Origin of the sequence: Azoarcus sp. PA01 (assembly GCA_001274695.2) — a bacterium.
Classification (GTDB): Bacteria; Pseudomonadota; Gammaproteobacteria; order Burkholderiales; family Rhodocyclaceae; genus Aromatoleum.
Genome location: LARU01000002.1, coordinates 2,128,355 through 2,143,542 on the forward strand (window position 1 = coordinate 2,128,355; position 15,188 = coordinate 2,143,542).

Below are 15,188 nucleotides of genomic sequence, written 5' to 3' on the forward strand. Positions count from 1 at the left end.
ATCCGGTTTGCGGGTGCAACGTGTTTCAGGTGCCCGAAAGCGAGTCTCGCTGACGGGTTAAACGGGAAACAGGTGCGCGAGAGCCTTCGACCGCCTCGCAATGCCTGTGCTGCCCCCGCAACGGTAAGTGGACGCAAGGCGCATCCAACCGCCACTGGACGGTCAGTCCGGGAAGGCGATGCGACCGGTCCGGCATTCCATCGCGAACGCCGGCCAGCCCACGAGCCCGGATACCGGCCCGAACGCGAATTGGCTGAAGTGCCGCGGGGTGGCGGCGACGGGTGCGGTCTTCTGCGGCTCTCGACGTATTCCCTGTAGCGGCGCTTCCTCGTGAAACATGCCACGGTGAGCGGGGACGCTACCGTTGGCGCAGGGAGAATCCCGATGAACATCCGCTTGTCGACCGCCGCTGTCGCGGTCGCTGCCGCATTTCCGTTTGTTGTTTCCACTCCTGCATGGGCTGACGCCGAAGGCGAAACTGTCGTCGTGACGGCGACGCGTACGGCGCGAACGGTGTCCGACACGCTCGCGTCGGTAAGCGTCGTGACGCGCGAGGACATCGAGGCGATGCAGGCGCGCTCCTCGCTCGACCTGCTGCGCGGGCTGCCCGGCATGTCGCTCGGCAACAACGGCGGCCTCGGCAAGAACACCTCGATCTTCCTCCGCGGCACCGAGTCGGACCACGTGCTCGTGCTCATCGACGGCGTCAAGGTCGGCTCGGCGACGTCCGGTGCGACCGCGATCCAGGACATTCCGGTCGAGCAGATCGAACGCATCGAAGTGGTGCGCGGGCCGCGCTCGGGCCTGTATGGTTCGGAGGCGATCGGCGGCGTGATCCAGATCTTCACGCGCCGCGGCGGCGGTGCGCTCGCTCCGAGCTTCAGCGCCGGCTTCGGCAGCGACAGGACGTGGCGCCTCGCGGCCGGGCTGTCCGGCGGCGGCGAGCAGACGTGGTTCAACGTCAGCGCCTCCGGGCTCGAGACCGACGGCTTCAACGCGTGCTCCGGCAAGCCTTTCCCCGGCGGTGCAGGCTGTTTCACGACCGAACCGGACCGCGACGGCTATCGCAACGTCAGCGGCAGCGCACGGGCCGGGCTGCGGCTGCCGGGCGGCGGCGAGCTCGACTTCAACTGGCTGCGCGCCGACAGCGACAACGAGTTCGACGGCACGACGCAGAACGAAGGTGAATCCAGACAGGAGGTTTTCGGCGGCCGGCTGAAAGTGTCGCCGCTCGCCGCGTGGGACGTGAGCCTGTCGGCAGGACTGAGCCGCGACCATTCGGACAATTTCAAGGACGGCGTGTTTGCGAGCCGCTTCGAGACCGACCGCGAAACGCTGTCGCTGCAGAACGACTTCCAGCTCGCTGCCGATCACGGCGTGACGCTCGGCTACGACTGGCAGAACGACAAGGTGTCGAGCACGACGTCGTTCCCGGTGCGTTCGCGGGACAACGAAGGTCTGTTCGTCCAATACCTCGGCGAAGTCGGCGCGCAGACGTGGCAGATCTCCGGCCGCGCCGACGACAACGAGCAGTTCGGCGTGCACCGCACCGGCAGCGTCGCGTGGGGTTATGAATTCGACCGCGCGCTGCATGTCTTCGCGTCGTACGGCACGGCATTCAAGGCGCCGACGTTCAACGAGCTCTACTTCCCGTTCTTCGGTAACCCGGACCTCGAGCCGGAGACCGCGCGCAACGTCGAAGTCGGGCTGAGCGGCGAGACCGGGTGGGGCCGGTGGTCGACGAGCGTTTATCGGATGCGCGTCGAAGACCTGATTGCGTACGATGCGGCGCTCGGCCTGCCGAACAACATCGATTCGGCACTGATCACCGGACTCGAGGGTACGCTCGGCACGCAGCTGCTCGGCTGGGACGTCAATGCGAGCGTCACCCTGCTCGATCCGGAGAACCGCGCGAGCGGCGCGAACCGCGGCAACGTGCTGCCGCGCCGCGCCGAGCAGAGTGCGCGAATCGACGTCGATCGCGGCTTCGGATCGCTGCGTCTGGGCGCGAGCCTGCTCGCGGCGGGGCGGCGCTATGATGACGTCGCCAACACGCGCAGGCTCGCCGGCTACGGCACGCTCGACCTGCGCGCCGAATACGCATTCCATCGCGACTGGCGTGTTCAGGCGCGCGTCGAGAACGTTTTCGACAAGGATTACGAGACCGCGTCGTTCTTCAACCAGCAGGGCCGCGGCGCGTTCGTCACGGTCCGATACGAGCCGAAGCGTTAAGCTCCGGGAATCCCCGGCGGGGCAGCGAGGCCGCGCTCGCGCCGGGGCCTGGAGTTCGGCAAGCACATGACTTCGCAGAGGAACATCCTCGTCACGCTCGGATCGTTGGCGCTCTGCGGCGCACTCGCGCTCGCGTGGGCGCTGTCCGCCGGCGACCTCGCGATCCCGTTTTCCGACATCGTCGCGGCGCTCTTCGCCGGCGCCGAAGGGATGTCGGCGACGGTCGTGCGCGAACTGCGCCTGCCGCGCGCGGTCGCGGTGTTCGCGTGCGGCGGACTGCTCGCGATCGCCGGCGCGCTGATGCAGGTGCTGCTGAGGAACCCGCTCGCCGACCCCTATGTGCTCGGCATCTCCGGCGGGGCGGCGGTCGGCGCGCTCGGGGCGATGCTGCTCGGCCTCGCGCCGTGGCTCGTCGATGCGGCGGCGTTCGCAGGTGCCCTCGGCGCGATGCTGCTGGTGTTCGGGCTCGCGCACGGCGATGGCTCGTGGACGCAGACGCGGCTGTTGCTGACCGGTGTCATCGTCGCGGCCGGTTGCGGCGCGGCCGTGACGCTGATGCTGTCGCTCGCGACCGATACGCGGCTGCAGTCGATGCTGTTCTGGCTGATGGGCGACGCGTCGGGCGCGTCGCGGCCGTGGCCGGCGCTGGTGCTGATGGCCGTCGGGCTGGTCGCGGTGCTGCCGTTCGCGCGCGACCTGAACGTGCTCGCGCGCGGCGAGCTGTCGGCGCGCGCGCTCGGCGTGCGCGTCGAGCGGCTGCGCTACCTGCTGTACGTGCTCGCGTCGCTGCTGACCGCGGCGGCAGTGACGCTGATCGGTTCAGTCGGTTTCGTCGGGCTGATCGTCCCGCACCTGGTGCGCTTCGTCCTCGGCAACGACCAGCGCGTGCTGCTGCCCGCCGCGATGCTCGCCGGCGGCGCGCTGCTGACGGTCGCCGATACGGCAGCGCGCACGGTGATCGCACCGATACAGCTGCCGGTCGGCGTGCTGACGGCGCTGATCGGCGTGCCGGTGTTCCTGTTCCTGCTGTCGCGCCACCCGCGATGAACGCCGCTGCCGAAATCCTCCTCGAAGCGGACCGCCTCGCGCTGAAAGTTGCAGAGCGCTGGCTGTGCTGCGAGTTCAGCCTGCGCCTGGCGGCCGGCGAGTGCCTCGTGCTGCTCGGGCCGAACGGCGCCGGCAAGACGACACTGCTGCATACTCTGGCGGGCCTGCGCGAGCCGTCGGTCGGCAGCGTGCGGCTCGGCCGGCGGCAATACGCCGACTGGGATCCGCTTGCCGCGGCGCGCTTTCGCGGGCTGTTGCCGCAGCAGCAGCCGGATCATTTCTCCGCGACGGTGCTGCAGACCGCGCTCGTCGGCCGCCATCCGCATCTCGGCCGCTGGGGCTGGGAAAGCGACGAGGACGTCGCGATCGCGCGCGCAGCGCTCGCCGAAGTCGGACTCGCCGAGCTCGCCGGGCGCGACATCCTCAGTCTGTCCGGCGGCGAGCGCCAGCGCGTGTCGATCGCCGCGCTGCTCGCACAGGCGCCGCGCCTGTTCCTGCTCGACGAACCGACGAACCATCTCGACCTGCATTACCAGGTCGCAGTGCTCGAGCTGTTCGCGCAGCTGGCGCGAGACGGACGCGGCGTCGTGATGGTGCTGCACGACATCAACCTTGCGGCGCGCTTCGCCGATCATGTGATCCTGCTCGACGGGCGCGGCGGCGTGACGGCCGGCGCGCGCGACGCAGTGCTGCAGGCGGACCGCCTGAGCCACGCGTACAACCACCCGATCTGCCGCGTCGCGGTCGACGGACGAACCGTTTTTCTTCCGGACTGAGCCATGAACGAATCGATCGAAAAAGATGCCCGCCACGCCGCACGCATGCAGCGCAAGAAGGCGGTCATCGACGAAAAAATCGCCGCCGCGCAGATCGAACGCGGCGTGCTGGTGGTCAATACCGGCAACGGCAAGGGGAAATCGAGCGCGGCGTTCGGTGTCGTCGCGCGCGCACTCGGCCACGGCATGAAAGTCGGCGTCGTGCAGTTCGTCAAGGGACGCTCGGACACCGGAGAGGAGGCGTTCTTCGGCCGCCAGCCCGGGGTGGTCTGGCACGTGATGGGCGAAGGCTTCACGTGGGATACGCAGGACCGGGCGCGCGACGTCGCGACCGCGGAAGCGGCGTGGGCGCAGACGCAGACGCTGCTGCGTGATCCGGCGATCGGCCTCGTCGTGCTCGACGAACTGAACATCGCGTTGAAATATCGCTACCTCGATGTCGCGCGCGTCATCGCCGACCTCGTCGCGCGCCCGGCCGACCAGCACGTCGTCGTCACCGGGCGCGCCGCGCCGCCGGAGCTGGTCGCCGTCGCCGACACCGTCACCGACATGGGGCCGGTGAAGCACGCGTTTTCGGCCGGCGTGAAAGCGATGCCGGGCGTCGAGTTCTGACTGCGAGAACAGGGAGGGCGGCGAACGGACTGGCGGAAGACCTCGAAATGAATGCCTACGCGATTGCGGTTTCTTCCGCCTCAACCGCCAATCCAATAACAACCGTTCGCCGTGAGCCGTTCGACGTCGCTCAGGACAGGCTTGTCGAAGGGCGCTGCCCGGGCTTCGACAAATCGGTCCGGAGCGAACCGGATTTAGCTGCCCGGCTGACAACGGGTTGATCGATACCGCAATGGAGCCGAGAGAAAACGATGTCCCTGCCTGATATTCCCTCGCCGCGACCCGGTCCGGTTGCCGGCCACGTCTATCTCGTCGGCGCCGGCCCCGGCGACCCCGAGCTGCTGACCTTGCGCGGCGCGCGCCTGATCGCCGGCGCCGACGCCGTCGTCTTCGACAACCTCGTCAGCCCGGTGATCGTCGATCTCGCGCCGCCCGCGGCCGAGCGCCATTACGTCGGCAAGAAGGCGTCGGACCACACGCTGCCGCAGGGCGAGATCAACCGCCTGCTCGTGCGGCTCGCGCAGGCGGGCAAGCGCGTCGTGCGGCTCAAGGGCGGCGATCCTTTCATTTTCGGCCGCGGCGGCGAGGAGATGGAGGTGCTCGTCGGCGCGGGCATCACCGTTGAAGTCGTCCCCGGCGTCACTGCTGCCGCGGGGGTCGCCGCGTACGCCGGCATTCCGCTGACGCATCGAGATCATGCGCGCTCGGTCGTCTTCACGACCGGCTTTCTCAAGGACGGCGCGCTCGACCTCGACTGGCCGATGCTCGCGCGCCCCGGCCAGACGCTCGTCGTCTACATGGGCATTTCGCGGCTCGCCGAAATCTGCCGGCAGCTGATTGCGCATGGCCTTCCGGCGGCGACCCCCGCCGGCGTCGTCGAGCGGGGCACGACGCGCGCGCAGCGCGTCGCGGTCGGCACCCTCGCGACGCTTGCCGATGTCGTTCGCGATGCCGACATCCGTCCGCCGGCGCTGACGATCGTCGGCGACGTCGTCGGCCTGTACCCGCGACTCGCGTGGTTTTCGACGGACGAGGGCGAACAGGTGCCGCATGCGCCGCATGTCGGCTGCACCGTCGTGCACCCGAAGCCCGAGCCGAAGCCATGACGCTTCCATACGAAGTGGAGCTCGATCGAGACGGGGGCCGCGCAGCGGCGATGCTGCCGCCAGGGCTCGACTCCGCGATTGCGGCGGGACGGGAGCGGCGATGAGCCTCGCGATCGAAGCCGCCCCGACTTCCTGCCCGGCCCTGTTCGTCGCGGCGCCGGCGTCCGGCCAAGGCAAGACCACTGTGACCGCGGCGCTCGCCCGCCTGCATGCGCGCCAGGGGCGGCGGGTGCGCGTGTTCAAGTGCGGCCCCGATTTCCTCGATCCGCAGATCCATGCCGTCGCAAGCGGCGCGCCGGTGTACAACCTCGACCTCGGCATGTGCGGCGAGGTTGACGCCGCGTGGCGGCTGCATCGCGTCGCGGCCGACGCGGACCTGATCCTCGTCGAAGGCGTCATGGGGCTTTTCGACGGGGCGCCATCGGGCGCCGACATCGCGCGCCGCTTCGGTTTGCCGGTCCTCGCCGTGATCGATGCGCGCGCGATGGCGCAGACGTTCGGCGCGATCGCCTACGGGCTCGCGCATTACGAGCCGGATCTGCCGTTTTCCGGCGTGCTCGCGAACCACGTCGGCGGCGCACGCCATGCCGAAATGCTGCGTGCCGCGCTGCCGGAAGGGATGCGCTGGTATGGCGCGGTCGCGCGCGAGCCGCAAGCCGCGCTGCCGGAGCGCCATCTCGGCGTGCTTCAGGCTGCCGAGATCGGCGACCTCGTCGAGCGCCTCGACCGGCTCGCCGACGCGCTCGCGGCGACCGGCGCGGCCGAGCTGCCGCCGCCGGTGTCGTTTCCCGCGGCGCGCATGCCGGAGATCCGGCCGCTGCTCGCCGGCACGACGATCGCGATCGCGCGCGACGCCGCGTACGGCTTCATCTATCCGGCGAACCTCGACACGCTCTCCGCGCTCGGCGCTCGGCTGGCGTTCTTCTCGCCGCTCGCCGGCGATGCGCTGCCCGATTGCGACGCGGTGTGGCTGCCCGGCGGCTATCCCGAGCTGCATGCGGCGACGATCGCGGCCAACCGCGGCTTCCGCGACGCGCTGCACGCACACGCCGCGGCCGGCCGCGCGCTGCTCGCCGAATGCGGCGGCATGATGAGCCTGTTCGACGAGATCGTCGACACGGCCGGGCAGCCGCACCCGCTCGTCGGCCTGCTGCCCGGACGCGCGGTGATGCAGCCGCGGCTCGCGGCGCTCGGGATGCAGGTCGCCGAGCTCCCGGAAGGGCGGCTCGCCGGCCACACGTTCCACTATTCGAAGTCGGACACGTCGCTGTCGCCGCTGCTGCGCGCGCGCACGCCCGACGGGCGCGAAGGCGAAGCGATCTATCGCCGCGGGCGGGTGACAGCGTCTTATGTGCATTTCTATTTCCCGTCGAACCCGGCTGCGGTCGCGGGCCTGTTCGGCCGAGCGCCTCGACGCGTTGCACCGCAATGAAGGAAATCGAACGAAGCGAACAACGTTTTTTGAACCGTCTCGAGGTGCCCGCGCCCGCGCGGGAGAATCGGGAACGCGGTGCGATTCCGCGACGTGCCCAGCGCCGTGATGAGGATCGTCCGGGCAGGAAGTATCCAGCCACTGGCGAAAGCCGGGAAGGCGCCCGGACGAGTCGAGCCTCAGTCGGAAGACCGGCCTCGAGACCATTTGGCAGCCGCCTGGACCGCGGCGCCCCACTGCTCCCACAAGGGGAATATCCATGAGCAGTTCGATGCAGGCAAAGCAGGACCAACCTTCGTTCAGCGACGACGAGCGCGCCGCCGTCTACCGCGCGATCTACACGCGGCGCGACGTGCGCGGCCAGTTCACGCCCGAACCCATCCCGGATGCGGTGCTCGCGCGCGTGCTCAACGCCGCGCACCACGCGCCGTCCGTGGGCTTCATGCAGCCGTGGGACTTCGTCGTCGTGCGTTCGCCCGAGGTCAAGCAGCGGGTGCATGACGCGTTCCGCACTGCCCACGCCGAAGCGGCGCTGATGTTCGAAGGCGACAAGCGCGACACCTATCGCAGCCTCAAGCTCGAAGGCATCCTCGAAGCGCCGGTCAACCTGTGCATCACGTGCGATCGCAGCCGCAACGGCCCGGTCGTCGTCGGCCGCACGCATATCAAGACGATGGACGTCTACAGTTCGGTGTGCGCAGTGCAGAACCTGTGGCTCGCGGCGCGCGCCGAAGGCCTCGGCGTCGGCTGGGTCAGCATTTTCCACCAGAAGGCGCTGCGCGAGGCGCTCGGCATTCCGTCCGGCATCGTCCCGGTCGCGTATCTGTGCATCGGCCACGTGAGCCATTTCTACCAGAAGCCGGAACTGGAATCGGCCGGTTGGCTCGCGCGCCAGCCGCTCGACGCGCTGCTGCATTTCGACCGTTGGCAGGGGCCGGCGGACGACTCGGACGCGGCGCTCATCGAGTCCGTTCGCGAAGCGCAGGCCGCTGCGGGTGCTACAAGCCGCTGATGCGGCTGCAGTGAAGGTCTCCCGGGGGCGGGCGCGTGGCCGCCCGGGATGCCCAAACCGCAGGGATTGAACGGTACAATCGATTTCCGCTGCCCCGTCGGCGGCGCCGGTTCCGGCGTCTGCTGTTCCGGGCGCACGTCCCCGTCGATGATCCACAAGGGCTTTGCTCGAAACTGGTGCCATTGGTGTCCGCCCCCGACTCCGATCTCGATGACCATCCGGTCGACCGTTTTCGCCATGAGGCGGTCCCGCGGCTCGCCGCGGATGGCGGACGATGAGCAGCGTCGTGCGTCGCGTCCCGCCGATGCATGCGCTGGCGGCGTTCGAAGCCGCGGCGCGGCTCGGCGGTTTCGCGCAGGCGGCCGACGAGCTGTGCGTGACGCCGAGCGCTGTCAGCCACCGCATCCGCCAGCTCGAAGCGATGCTCGGCACGCCGTTGTTCGAACGCACGCCGGCAGGGGTGCGCCCGACCACGGTGGGGCGCCTGTACCTCGAGAGCGTGCGCGAGGCGTTCGGCAAGCTCGCGCAGGCGGGCGCGCTGCTGCAGCCCGAGCGCGAGCGGCTGCGCGTGTCGCTGCCGCCGACGTTCGCGCGGCAGTTGCTGATGGCGCGCCTGCCCGAATACTTGCGCGCGCACCCGGAAGTCGAAGTCGAGATGCATCTGTCGATCCCGCTGCAGGACGTCACGGCCGAAACCGCCGACGTCGAGGTGCGCTGGGGACGGGGCGATTATCCGGAGCGCACCGTATGCAAGCTGTTCGACGACGTCGTCATGCCGCTCGCGGCACCGTCGTGGATCGCGGCGCGCGCGCTGCGCGGCGTCGCCGATCTCGCTCGCGCCGAACTGCTGCGCTCGCCGCTGCTGCCATGGCGGCCGTGTTTCGCCGCCGCCGGGCTCGACTGGCCGGAGCCGGAGCGCGGCGCCGTGTTCAACGATCTCGGCATGCTGTTCGAAGTTGCCGCAGCGGGGCTCGGGGCCGCCGTCGGCACCCGCCGGCTGTCGGCCGCGTGGGTCGACACCGGCCGGCTGGTGCCGCTGTTCGGCGTGACTGCTCCGGCGCCCTTCACGTATTACGCCGTTGCGACGCCAGCGCAGCACAAGCGGGCAGTGGTGCGGGATTTCATCGCCTGGCTCGCCGGCGTCTTCGCCTGAGGCGGTACGGCGATGAACTTTCTTGCGCACGCCTATCTGGCCGGTGAGTCGCCGGCGGACCGGCTCGGCGGGTTGATCGGCGACTTCGTCAAAGGGCCGCTGCCGGCCGGCTTGCCACCGGAAGTCGCGGCCGGAGTGCGGCTGCATCGGCAGATCGACGTTTTCGCCGACACCCATCCGGCTTTCGTCCGCAGCCGCTCAAGGGTGTCGACCGCGCGCCGGCGCGTATCGGGCGTGATGGTCGACATGTTCTACGATCACTTTCTCGCCCTGCATTGGAGCCGATTCGGCGACGAGCCGCTCGAGGTCTTCACGACGCGGCTGTACGCGCTGCTGCAGGCGAACGGGCCGATGCTGCCGCCCCCGCTGGCAGACATTCTCCCGCGCATCGTCGGCGCGGACTGGTTCGGTTCGTACCGGTCGGCTGATGCGACGTCGCACGCGCTCGACCGCATCGCGCTGCGGCTGCGGCGCGCCAATCCGCTGGCCGGAAGCGGTGCCGAACTGCAGTCGGACTATGCCGGCTTCGAGTCGGATTTCTTCGCGTTCATCGCGGACGCGCAGCGCTACGCCGAACGCTGCCGCGCGCAGCGGTGACGGTTCCTCGCCGTTTTTCCCGCCGGCCGCCCGAAAAACGCTTCGCCCCGGGCAGCGCGGAAGAACCCTATCGTGTTCCTGCTTTCGCCCACGATTGCAGCGCTTCCGGCGCCGGCGACAGCCGCCGCTCCTCGGGTTTCTCCGCGCCGGGTTCGGCCGCCCGCAACGCGCGTTCGACCTGCAGGCGACCGTCGACGTGCAGCGTCTGCGTCGGGAACGCAAACTCAATATCGCGCTCGGCGAAAGCGCGCACGAGGTGCAGGTTGATGCCCTGCTGGACGTCCATATAGACGAGGAAGTCGGCTTTCAGCACGTAGTAGACCGCTTCGAAGTCGAGCGACGACGCGCCGAAGCCCTTGAAGTGCGCGCGGTCGAAGCGCACCTCCGGCTGGGCTTCGATTGCCTGACGGATCAGCTCCGGGATGACTTCGAGGCGGTCGGCCGGCGTGTCGTAGGTGACGCCGACGGGGAACGCGATGCGCCGCTCCTGCATGCGCTTGTAGTTGCGGATGCGGCTTTTCAGCAGGTCGTTGTTCGAGAAGATGATCTGCTCGCCGCTGAGGCTGCGCACGCGCGTCGTCTTGAGGCCGACATGCTCGACGGTGCCCATCAGGTCGTCGACGATGATGAAGTCGCCGATCACGAAAGGCTGATCGACCGCGATCGACAGCGACGCGAAGAGGTCGCCGAGGATGTTCTGCACCGCGAGCGCGACCGCAATGCCGCCGATGCCGAGGCTCGCGATCAGGGCGGTGACGTCGAGCCCGAGATTGTCGAGGATCAGCAGCAGCACCAGCGCCCACAGCACGACCCGGCCGATGAACGTGAGCAGCGAGCGCGTCATCGCGCGCGCGCCGGGGTCGCCCGGCGCGGTAACGCTGAAACGGCGCCGCAGCCAGAAATCGAAGCCGCGGTTCGCCCAGAAGCCCGCCTGCAGCAGCAGCAGGCTGACGAAGAGGCGGTTGACGACGGTCGTGAGCGCTTCGGGCAGCGTCAGGAAGCGCGTCGCGACGTAGAGCCCGATCGCGGCGCCGAGCAGGATTCGCGTCACCGAAAGGAGTTCGACGAGGAAGTCGTCGACGCCGTTGTCGGTCGTCGGCGCGACCGCGGTCAGGCGCGCGAGCAGCAGCCGGCGAACGGTATGTAGGATGAGCATGCTGCCGACGACGGCGAGCAGCGCGTAGCTCCAGTCCTGGAGCGCGTTGTTGTGGATCAGTTCGCGAAACATGCTTGCTCGTCGGGAAAAGGGCGGGAAAGTGTTCGTGCCGGTCGGGTCCGGGCATGGGTCCGGGCATTTCGCCGGGCGGAAAATCGCTCGTCGCGACTGATGATGTTCAGGCGCCGGTGAGCGAAAGCGAAAGTGAAAGCGACACGGCCCGACTGGAAGGCTCCGTTTGGGAAGCGCTGATTTATTCCGTTCGCCTTGAGCTTGTCGAAGGGCATTCCCTGCAACAACAAGGGCTTTGACAGGCTCAGCCCGAACGGTTTTGATTTAATCAGCGCTTCCTTTGCGGCGCGCCGGCGGCGGCGCAATGTGTCGTCGATGCTATCGCCCGCTGAAGCGGGGACTTCCTCGCTGGCGAAACGGATTTCTGCGGCGATTCCACCCATCGATTCGTCTCCTCTGGCTGTTCGAGGGACGAAAGAGTGTACGGTGAAAAGTAGTTTGGACCAAACGCATTAGCCGCTGCGCGAAGCCAGCGAACTCAACCGGATTTCGCTCGGGGTCAAAAGACCTCCGGTCAAGCGGCAAGGCGCATTTTGGCGCAGAAACTACATTTCTTCACAATTGCGAATCCCCCTGCGCTGTCGCGCTTTGCGCCCCGAAGTCGGGGGAAGCGGGCCCCGATCTTGCGTCGCGCGCGTTGACAGAAAACCTTTCTGTAAATACATTGCAACCGTTGTTGCATCGCAGCAGCTGACAGCAACATTCTGATTCGATTGATTTGGTTAGGTGCGGCGCCGGAATTTCACTTCCCGTACGGCGCAGACAAGCATGGCCGCGCGCACCGCGGGGGCACGTCGTCAAGTTGCGGCGGCTTGCCTGAACGACCACTGAAGACCGAGTACTTCGATAGCCGGTCACGCCATTCCGTTCGCGACCGGTTCCCCGCCCGATGCAGTACCCGGGCTCCGTTGCGCCCGTTTTCGGCCGACGGCGGGACATCGATGCGCCTGGTCGCAGCACGGAGGAACCATGGTCCACGCAACTCATGGCGACGGGGGCAAGCGCACTACCCCCAACGTCGTTGTTCGTTTTGCCCAGGCTTCATTGGTGGTGGGGATGCTGGCAGCAGGATGGCTCGGCAGCGCCTATCTGAAGCATGAGCCCGTCAAGTTCGTCGACCTGGGCATGTTCCCGGCCAGCGAGGCTGCCGTCGAAGTCGCACCGGTGGTGCTGTCGACGCCCGCGATGCTGCCGGTGCAGCGCAAGGTGAGCGCCGAGGAGGGGCTCTCGTCCGAGATGAGGCGGGTGCGGGACTACGTCGCGAGGCGCTACAAAGTGCCGACGACGATGCTCGAGCCGGTGCTTGCGGCCGCGGAGCATCACGGGCGGACCTCCGGCATCGATCCGCTGCTGATCGTCGCGATGATGGCGATCGAGTCGAGCTTCAATCCGCTTGCGGTGAGCAGCATGGGCGCGCAGGGCCTGATGCAGGTGATCCCGCGCTTTCACATGGACAAGATCGGCGACGTCGACCGGAAAAATCCGCTTTTCGATCCGCAACTGAACGTGCGTGTCGGAACGCAGGTGCTCGCCGAAGGCTTGCGCCGTTTCGGCAGCCTGCAGGCGGCGCTGCAGTACTACGGCGGCGCGCGCAGCGATCCGCAGGCGCGATACGCGAACAAGGTGCTCGCGATGAAGAAGCGGCTGATCAGCGCAGCGGGCCGCGACCTGCAGGCCGGCACCGGCGCCTGAATTTTCACCGCGGCATCCGGTTGCCGGGATTTTCCTTGCGTAGTTGATCGCCGCACTGCGGACCCGGACACGAAAAAGCGCCGACGGATCGGCGCTTTTTGTTGTTCACCGGCTGCCGCAGCGCACCCGGCAGCCGGGGTCAGACCGCGAGCGTCAGCTCGAACAGTTCCCGCTTCAACACCAGTTCGCGCGGCAGGCGGTCCTGCAGCTTGTCGAACCACTCCTTGTGCAGCGCGAGTTCCTTTTTCCACGCGTCGGCGTCGACGGTCGTCAGCGCCTCGAACTGCTCGCGCGTGACATCGGCGCCGGTCCAGTCGATGTCTTCGAACTTCGGCATCCAGCCGAGGCCCGTTTCCTTGCCGGCGACGCGGCCGCGCACGCGGTCGACGATCCACTTCAGCACGCGCATGTTCTCGCCGAAGCCCGGCCACATGAATTCGCCGCGCTCGTTGATGCGGAACCAGTTCACGCAGAAGATCTTCGGCGTGTCTTCGACCACGTGGCCCATGCGCAGCCAGTGGTTGAAGTAGTCGCCCATGTGGTAGCCGCAGAACGGCAGCATCGCGAACGGGTCGCGGCGCACGACGCCCTGCGCGCCGAACGCCGCGGCAGTGGTTTCGGAGCCGAGCGTCGCGGCCATATAGACGCCGAAGTTCCAGTTGAACGCTTCATACACCAGCGGCACCGTCGTCGCGCGGCGGCCGCCGAAAATGAACGCCGAGATCGGCACGCCCTGCGGGTCTTCCCACATGGGATCGACCGACGGACATTGCGCTGCCGGCGCGGTGAAGCGCGAATTCGGGTGCGCGGCCTTGCGGCCGGTCTGCTTCGCGATCTCGGGTGTCCAGTCGTTGCCCTGCCAGTCGATTAGGTGGGCGGGCGCTTCCTTGCTCATGCCTTCCCACCACACGTCGCCGTCGTCGGTCAGCGCGACGTTCGTGAAGATGATGTTTTCCTTCAGCGTCGCCATCGCGTTGAAGTTCGTCTTCTCGGACGTGCCCGGCGCGACGCCGAAGAAGCCGGCTTCCGGGTTGATCGCATAGAACTTGCCGTCCTTGCCCGGCTTGATCCACGCGATGTCGTCGCCGATCGTCGTGATCTTCCAGCCGTCGAAGCTCTTCGGCGGAATCAGCATCGCGAAGTTGGTCTTGCCGCAGGCCGACGGGAACGCGGCGGCAACGTAGGTTTTCTCGCCTTCCGGGGATTCCACGCCGAGGATCAGCATGTGCTCGGCCAGCCAGCCTTCGTCACGCGCCATCGTCGAGGCGATGCGCAGCGCGAAGCATTTCTTGCCGAGCAGCGCGTTGCCGCCGTAGCCCGAGCCGTACGACCAGATCTCGCGCGTCTCGGGGTAATGGACGATGTATTTGGTGTCGGGGTTGCACGGCCAGCGGCTGTCCTGCTCGCCGTCGGCGAGCGGCGCACCGACCGAATGCACGCACGGGACGAATTCGCCATCGCTGCCGAGCACGTCGAACACTGCGCGGCCCATGCGCGTCATCGTGCGCATGTTCGTCGCGACGTACGGGCTGTCGGAGATCTCGATGCCGATGTGTGCGATCGGCGAGCCGAGCGGGCCCATCGAGAACGGGATCACGTACATCGTGCGCCCGTGCATGCAGCCGGCGAACAGGCCGTCGAGCGTCTCGCGCATCCGCGCCGGGTCTTCCCAGTTGTTCGTCGGGCCGGCGTCGGCCTTGTCCTTCGAGCAGATGTAGGTGCGGTCCTCGACGCGCGCGACGTCGGACGGGTCCGACCATGCCAGGTAGGAATTCTTGCGCTTTTCCGGATTCAGCTTGATCAGCATGCCTGAGGCGACCATTTCGGCGCACAGGCGGTCGTATTCTTCCTCCGAACCATCGCACCACACGACCCGCTCGGGCTCGGTCAGGGCCGCGATGCCGGCGACCCATTTCTTCAGGCCTTCGTGACGGACATAGGTGGGAGTGGCGGCCAGGGCGGCCTCGGAAAAGCGGTGATTCATGGCGACGAGCTCTCCAGATTACAGAAGCGGAACCGGTCCCGTCGGTCGAGCCTGTAGCCTTGCGGCCGGCGGGGACGAGGGGTCGTGGTGACCGCCCCGTTTCCCGAACTGTGGAAACTACTAGGGTTAACCACAGTCGGCGAAAGCCTAATATTATGCCACGGGCCGGCGGGTGCCCGAAACGGCATTGAAAGCTTTTCTTTCGCTAACGACGGGCGCGAAACCCTCGCCCGAGTCGCCCGAAGAAGCTGCCTCGCATGGGCCGCGTACAACAAATGTGTCCGGTGGCGATGCGCCACGATACGAACAACCGAAGG

The 15,188-nt window shown here is 67.8% G+C and carries 13 protein-coding genes and 2 riboswitches; of the genes, 10 read left to right on the top strand and 3 right to left on the bottom strand.

Translation table 11 applies throughout. The annotated features are described in order from the left end of the window. Positions 1-10: 10 nt before the first annotated feature. A riboswitch (cobalamin riboswitch) is annotated at positions 11-257 on the top strand. 127 nt (positions 258-384) lie between these two features. The 9 genes from btuB (at position 385) to PA01_10900 (ending at position 9,967) form a co-directional block, all read left to right on the top strand. Further along, the gene (gene btuB, locus PA01_10860) at positions 385-2,232 is read left to right on the top strand and encodes a TonB-dependent vitamin B12 receptor (GenBank protein ID KON82027.1); all 1,848 of its coding nucleotides are present in this window, start codon (positions 385-387) and stop codon (positions 2,230-2,232) included. Positions 2,233-2,298: 66 nt separating this feature from the next. Further along, positions 2,299-3,279, top strand: coding sequence for an iron ABC transporter permease (locus tag PA01_10865; GenBank protein KON82028.1), 981 nt, complete (start codon positions 2,299-2,301; stop codon positions 3,277-3,279). Continuing rightward, positions 3,276-4,055, top strand: coding sequence for an ABC transporter ATP-binding protein (locus PA01_10870; protein ID KON82029.1), 780 nt, complete (start codon positions 3,276-3,278; stop codon positions 4,053-4,055). Before PA01_10865 ends, PA01_10870 begins: the two co-directional genes overlap by 4 nt. Positions 4,056-4,058: 3 nt before the next feature. Then, positions 4,059-4,667, top strand: a complete 609-nt coding sequence (gene cobO, locus PA01_10875; protein KON82030.1) for a cob(I)yrinic acid a,c-diamide adenosyltransferase — start codon at positions 4,059-4,061, stop codon at positions 4,665-4,667. Positions 4,668-4,918: 251 nt separating this feature from the next. After that, complete coding sequence (gene cobA, locus PA01_10880) at positions 4,919-5,773, top strand: uroporphyrinogen-III C-methyltransferase (protein KON82031.1); 855 nt, start codon at positions 4,919-4,921, stop codon at positions 5,771-5,773. A gap of 100 nt (positions 5,774-5,873) precedes the next feature. Beyond that, positions 5,874-7,205 carry a cobyrinate a,c-diamide synthase gene (locus PA01_10885; GenBank protein KON82032.1) on the top strand — a complete coding sequence of 444 codons (1,332 nt, stop codon included), beginning with the start codon at positions 5,874-5,876 and terminating at the stop codon, positions 7,203-7,205. A gap of 25 nt (positions 7,206-7,230) precedes the next feature. After that, positions 7,231-7,420: riboswitch (cobalamin riboswitch) on the top strand. A gap of 44 nt (positions 7,421-7,464) precedes the next feature. Beyond that, positions 7,465-8,217: a 5,6-dimethylbenzimidazole synthase gene (gene bluB, locus PA01_10890; protein KON82033.1), complete on the top strand. Its 753-nt coding sequence runs from the start codon at positions 7,465-7,467 to the stop codon at positions 8,215-8,217. A gap of 274 nt (positions 8,218-8,491) precedes the next feature. Then, the gene (locus PA01_10895) at positions 8,492-9,370 is read left to right on the top strand and encodes a LysR substrate-binding domain-containing protein (protein KON82034.1); all 879 of its coding nucleotides are present in this window, start codon (positions 8,492-8,494) and stop codon (positions 9,368-9,370) included. A gap of 12 nt (positions 9,371-9,382) precedes the next feature. Beyond that, the gene (locus PA01_10900; protein ID KON82035.1) at positions 9,383-9,967 is read left to right on the top strand and encodes an ACP phosphodiesterase; all 585 of its coding nucleotides are present in this window, start codon (positions 9,383-9,385) and stop codon (positions 9,965-9,967) included. Positions 9,968-10,034: 67 nt separating this feature from the next. Here the strand turns inward: PA01_10900 and PA01_10905 are convergent, their stop codons facing one another. Both PA01_10905 and PA01_18825 read right to left on the bottom strand, forming a co-directional pair. Further along, positions 10,035-11,195 carry a mechanosensitive ion channel family protein gene (locus PA01_10905; protein ID KON82036.1) on the bottom strand — a complete coding sequence of 387 codons (1,161 nt, stop codon included), beginning with the start codon at positions 11,193-11,195 and terminating at the stop codon, positions 10,035-10,037. After that, positions 11,180-11,578 carry a hypothetical protein gene (locus PA01_18825; protein ID KAI5913101.1) on the bottom strand — a complete coding sequence of 133 codons (399 nt, stop codon included), beginning with the start codon at positions 11,576-11,578 and terminating at the stop codon, positions 11,180-11,182. Before PA01_18825 ends, PA01_10905 begins: the two co-directional genes overlap by 16 nt. A 586-nt stretch (positions 11,579-12,164) precedes the next feature. Here PA01_18825 and PA01_10910 point away from each other — a divergent pair. Further along, positions 12,165-12,887 (top strand): transglycosylase SLT domain-containing protein, encoded by a 723-nt coding sequence (locus PA01_10910; GenBank protein ID KON82037.1) that lies wholly within the window; start codon positions 12,165-12,167, stop codon positions 12,885-12,887. A gap of 139 nt (positions 12,888-13,026) precedes the next feature. Here the strand turns inward: PA01_10910 and PA01_10915 are convergent, their stop codons facing one another. Then, entirely contained in the window at positions 13,027-14,871 is a 1,845-nt protein-coding gene (locus tag PA01_10915; protein KON82038.1) for a phosphoenolpyruvate carboxykinase (GTP), read from the bottom strand. Positions 14,872-15,188: the final 317 nt, after the last annotated feature.

What these genes read in the sequence shown, in the direction of transcription:
- btuB (KON82027.1), top strand. Translation starts at nt 385, where the DNA reads ATGAACATCCGCTTGTCGACCGCCGCTGTCGCGGTCGCTGCCGCATTT.
- PA01_10865 (KON82028.1), top strand. Translation starts at nt 2,299, where the DNA reads ATGACTTCGCAGAGGAACATCCTCGTCACGCTCGGATCGTTGGCGCTC.
- PA01_10870 (KON82029.1), top strand. Translation starts at nt 3,276, where the DNA reads ATGAACGCCGCTGCCGAAATCCTCCTCGAAGCGGACCGCCTCGCGCTG.
- cobO (KON82030.1), top strand. Translation starts at nt 4,059, where the DNA reads ATGAACGAATCGATCGAAAAAGATGCCCGCCACGCCGCACGCATGCAG.
- cobA (KON82031.1), top strand. Translation starts at nt 4,919, where the DNA reads ATGTCCCTGCCTGATATTCCCTCGCCGCGACCCGGTCCGGTTGCCGGC.
- PA01_10885 (KON82032.1), top strand. Translation starts at nt 5,874, where the DNA reads ATGAGCCTCGCGATCGAAGCCGCCCCGACTTCCTGCCCGGCCCTGTTC.
- bluB (KON82033.1), top strand. Translation starts at nt 7,465, where the DNA reads ATGAGCAGTTCGATGCAGGCAAAGCAGGACCAACCTTCGTTCAGCGAC.
- PA01_10895 (KON82034.1), top strand. Translation starts at nt 8,492, where the DNA reads ATGAGCAGCGTCGTGCGTCGCGTCCCGCCGATGCATGCGCTGGCGGCG.
- PA01_10900 (KON82035.1), top strand. Translation starts at nt 9,383, where the DNA reads ATGAACTTTCTTGCGCACGCCTATCTGGCCGGTGAGTCGCCGGCGGAC.
- PA01_10905 (KON82036.1), bottom strand. Translation starts at nt 11,195, where the DNA reads ATGTTTCGCGAACTGATCCACAACAACGCGCTCCAGGACTGGAGCTAC.
- PA01_18825 (KAI5913101.1), bottom strand. Translation starts at nt 11,578, where the DNA reads ATGGGTGGAATCGCCGCAGAAATCCGTTTCGCCAGCGAGGAAGTCCCC.
- PA01_10910 (KON82037.1), top strand. Translation starts at nt 12,165, where the DNA reads ATGGTCCACGCAACTCATGGCGACGGGGGCAAGCGCACTACCCCCAAC.
- PA01_10915 (KON82038.1), bottom strand. Translation starts at nt 14,871, where the DNA reads ATGAATCACCGCTTTTCCGAGGCCGCCCTGGCCGCCACTCCCACCTAT.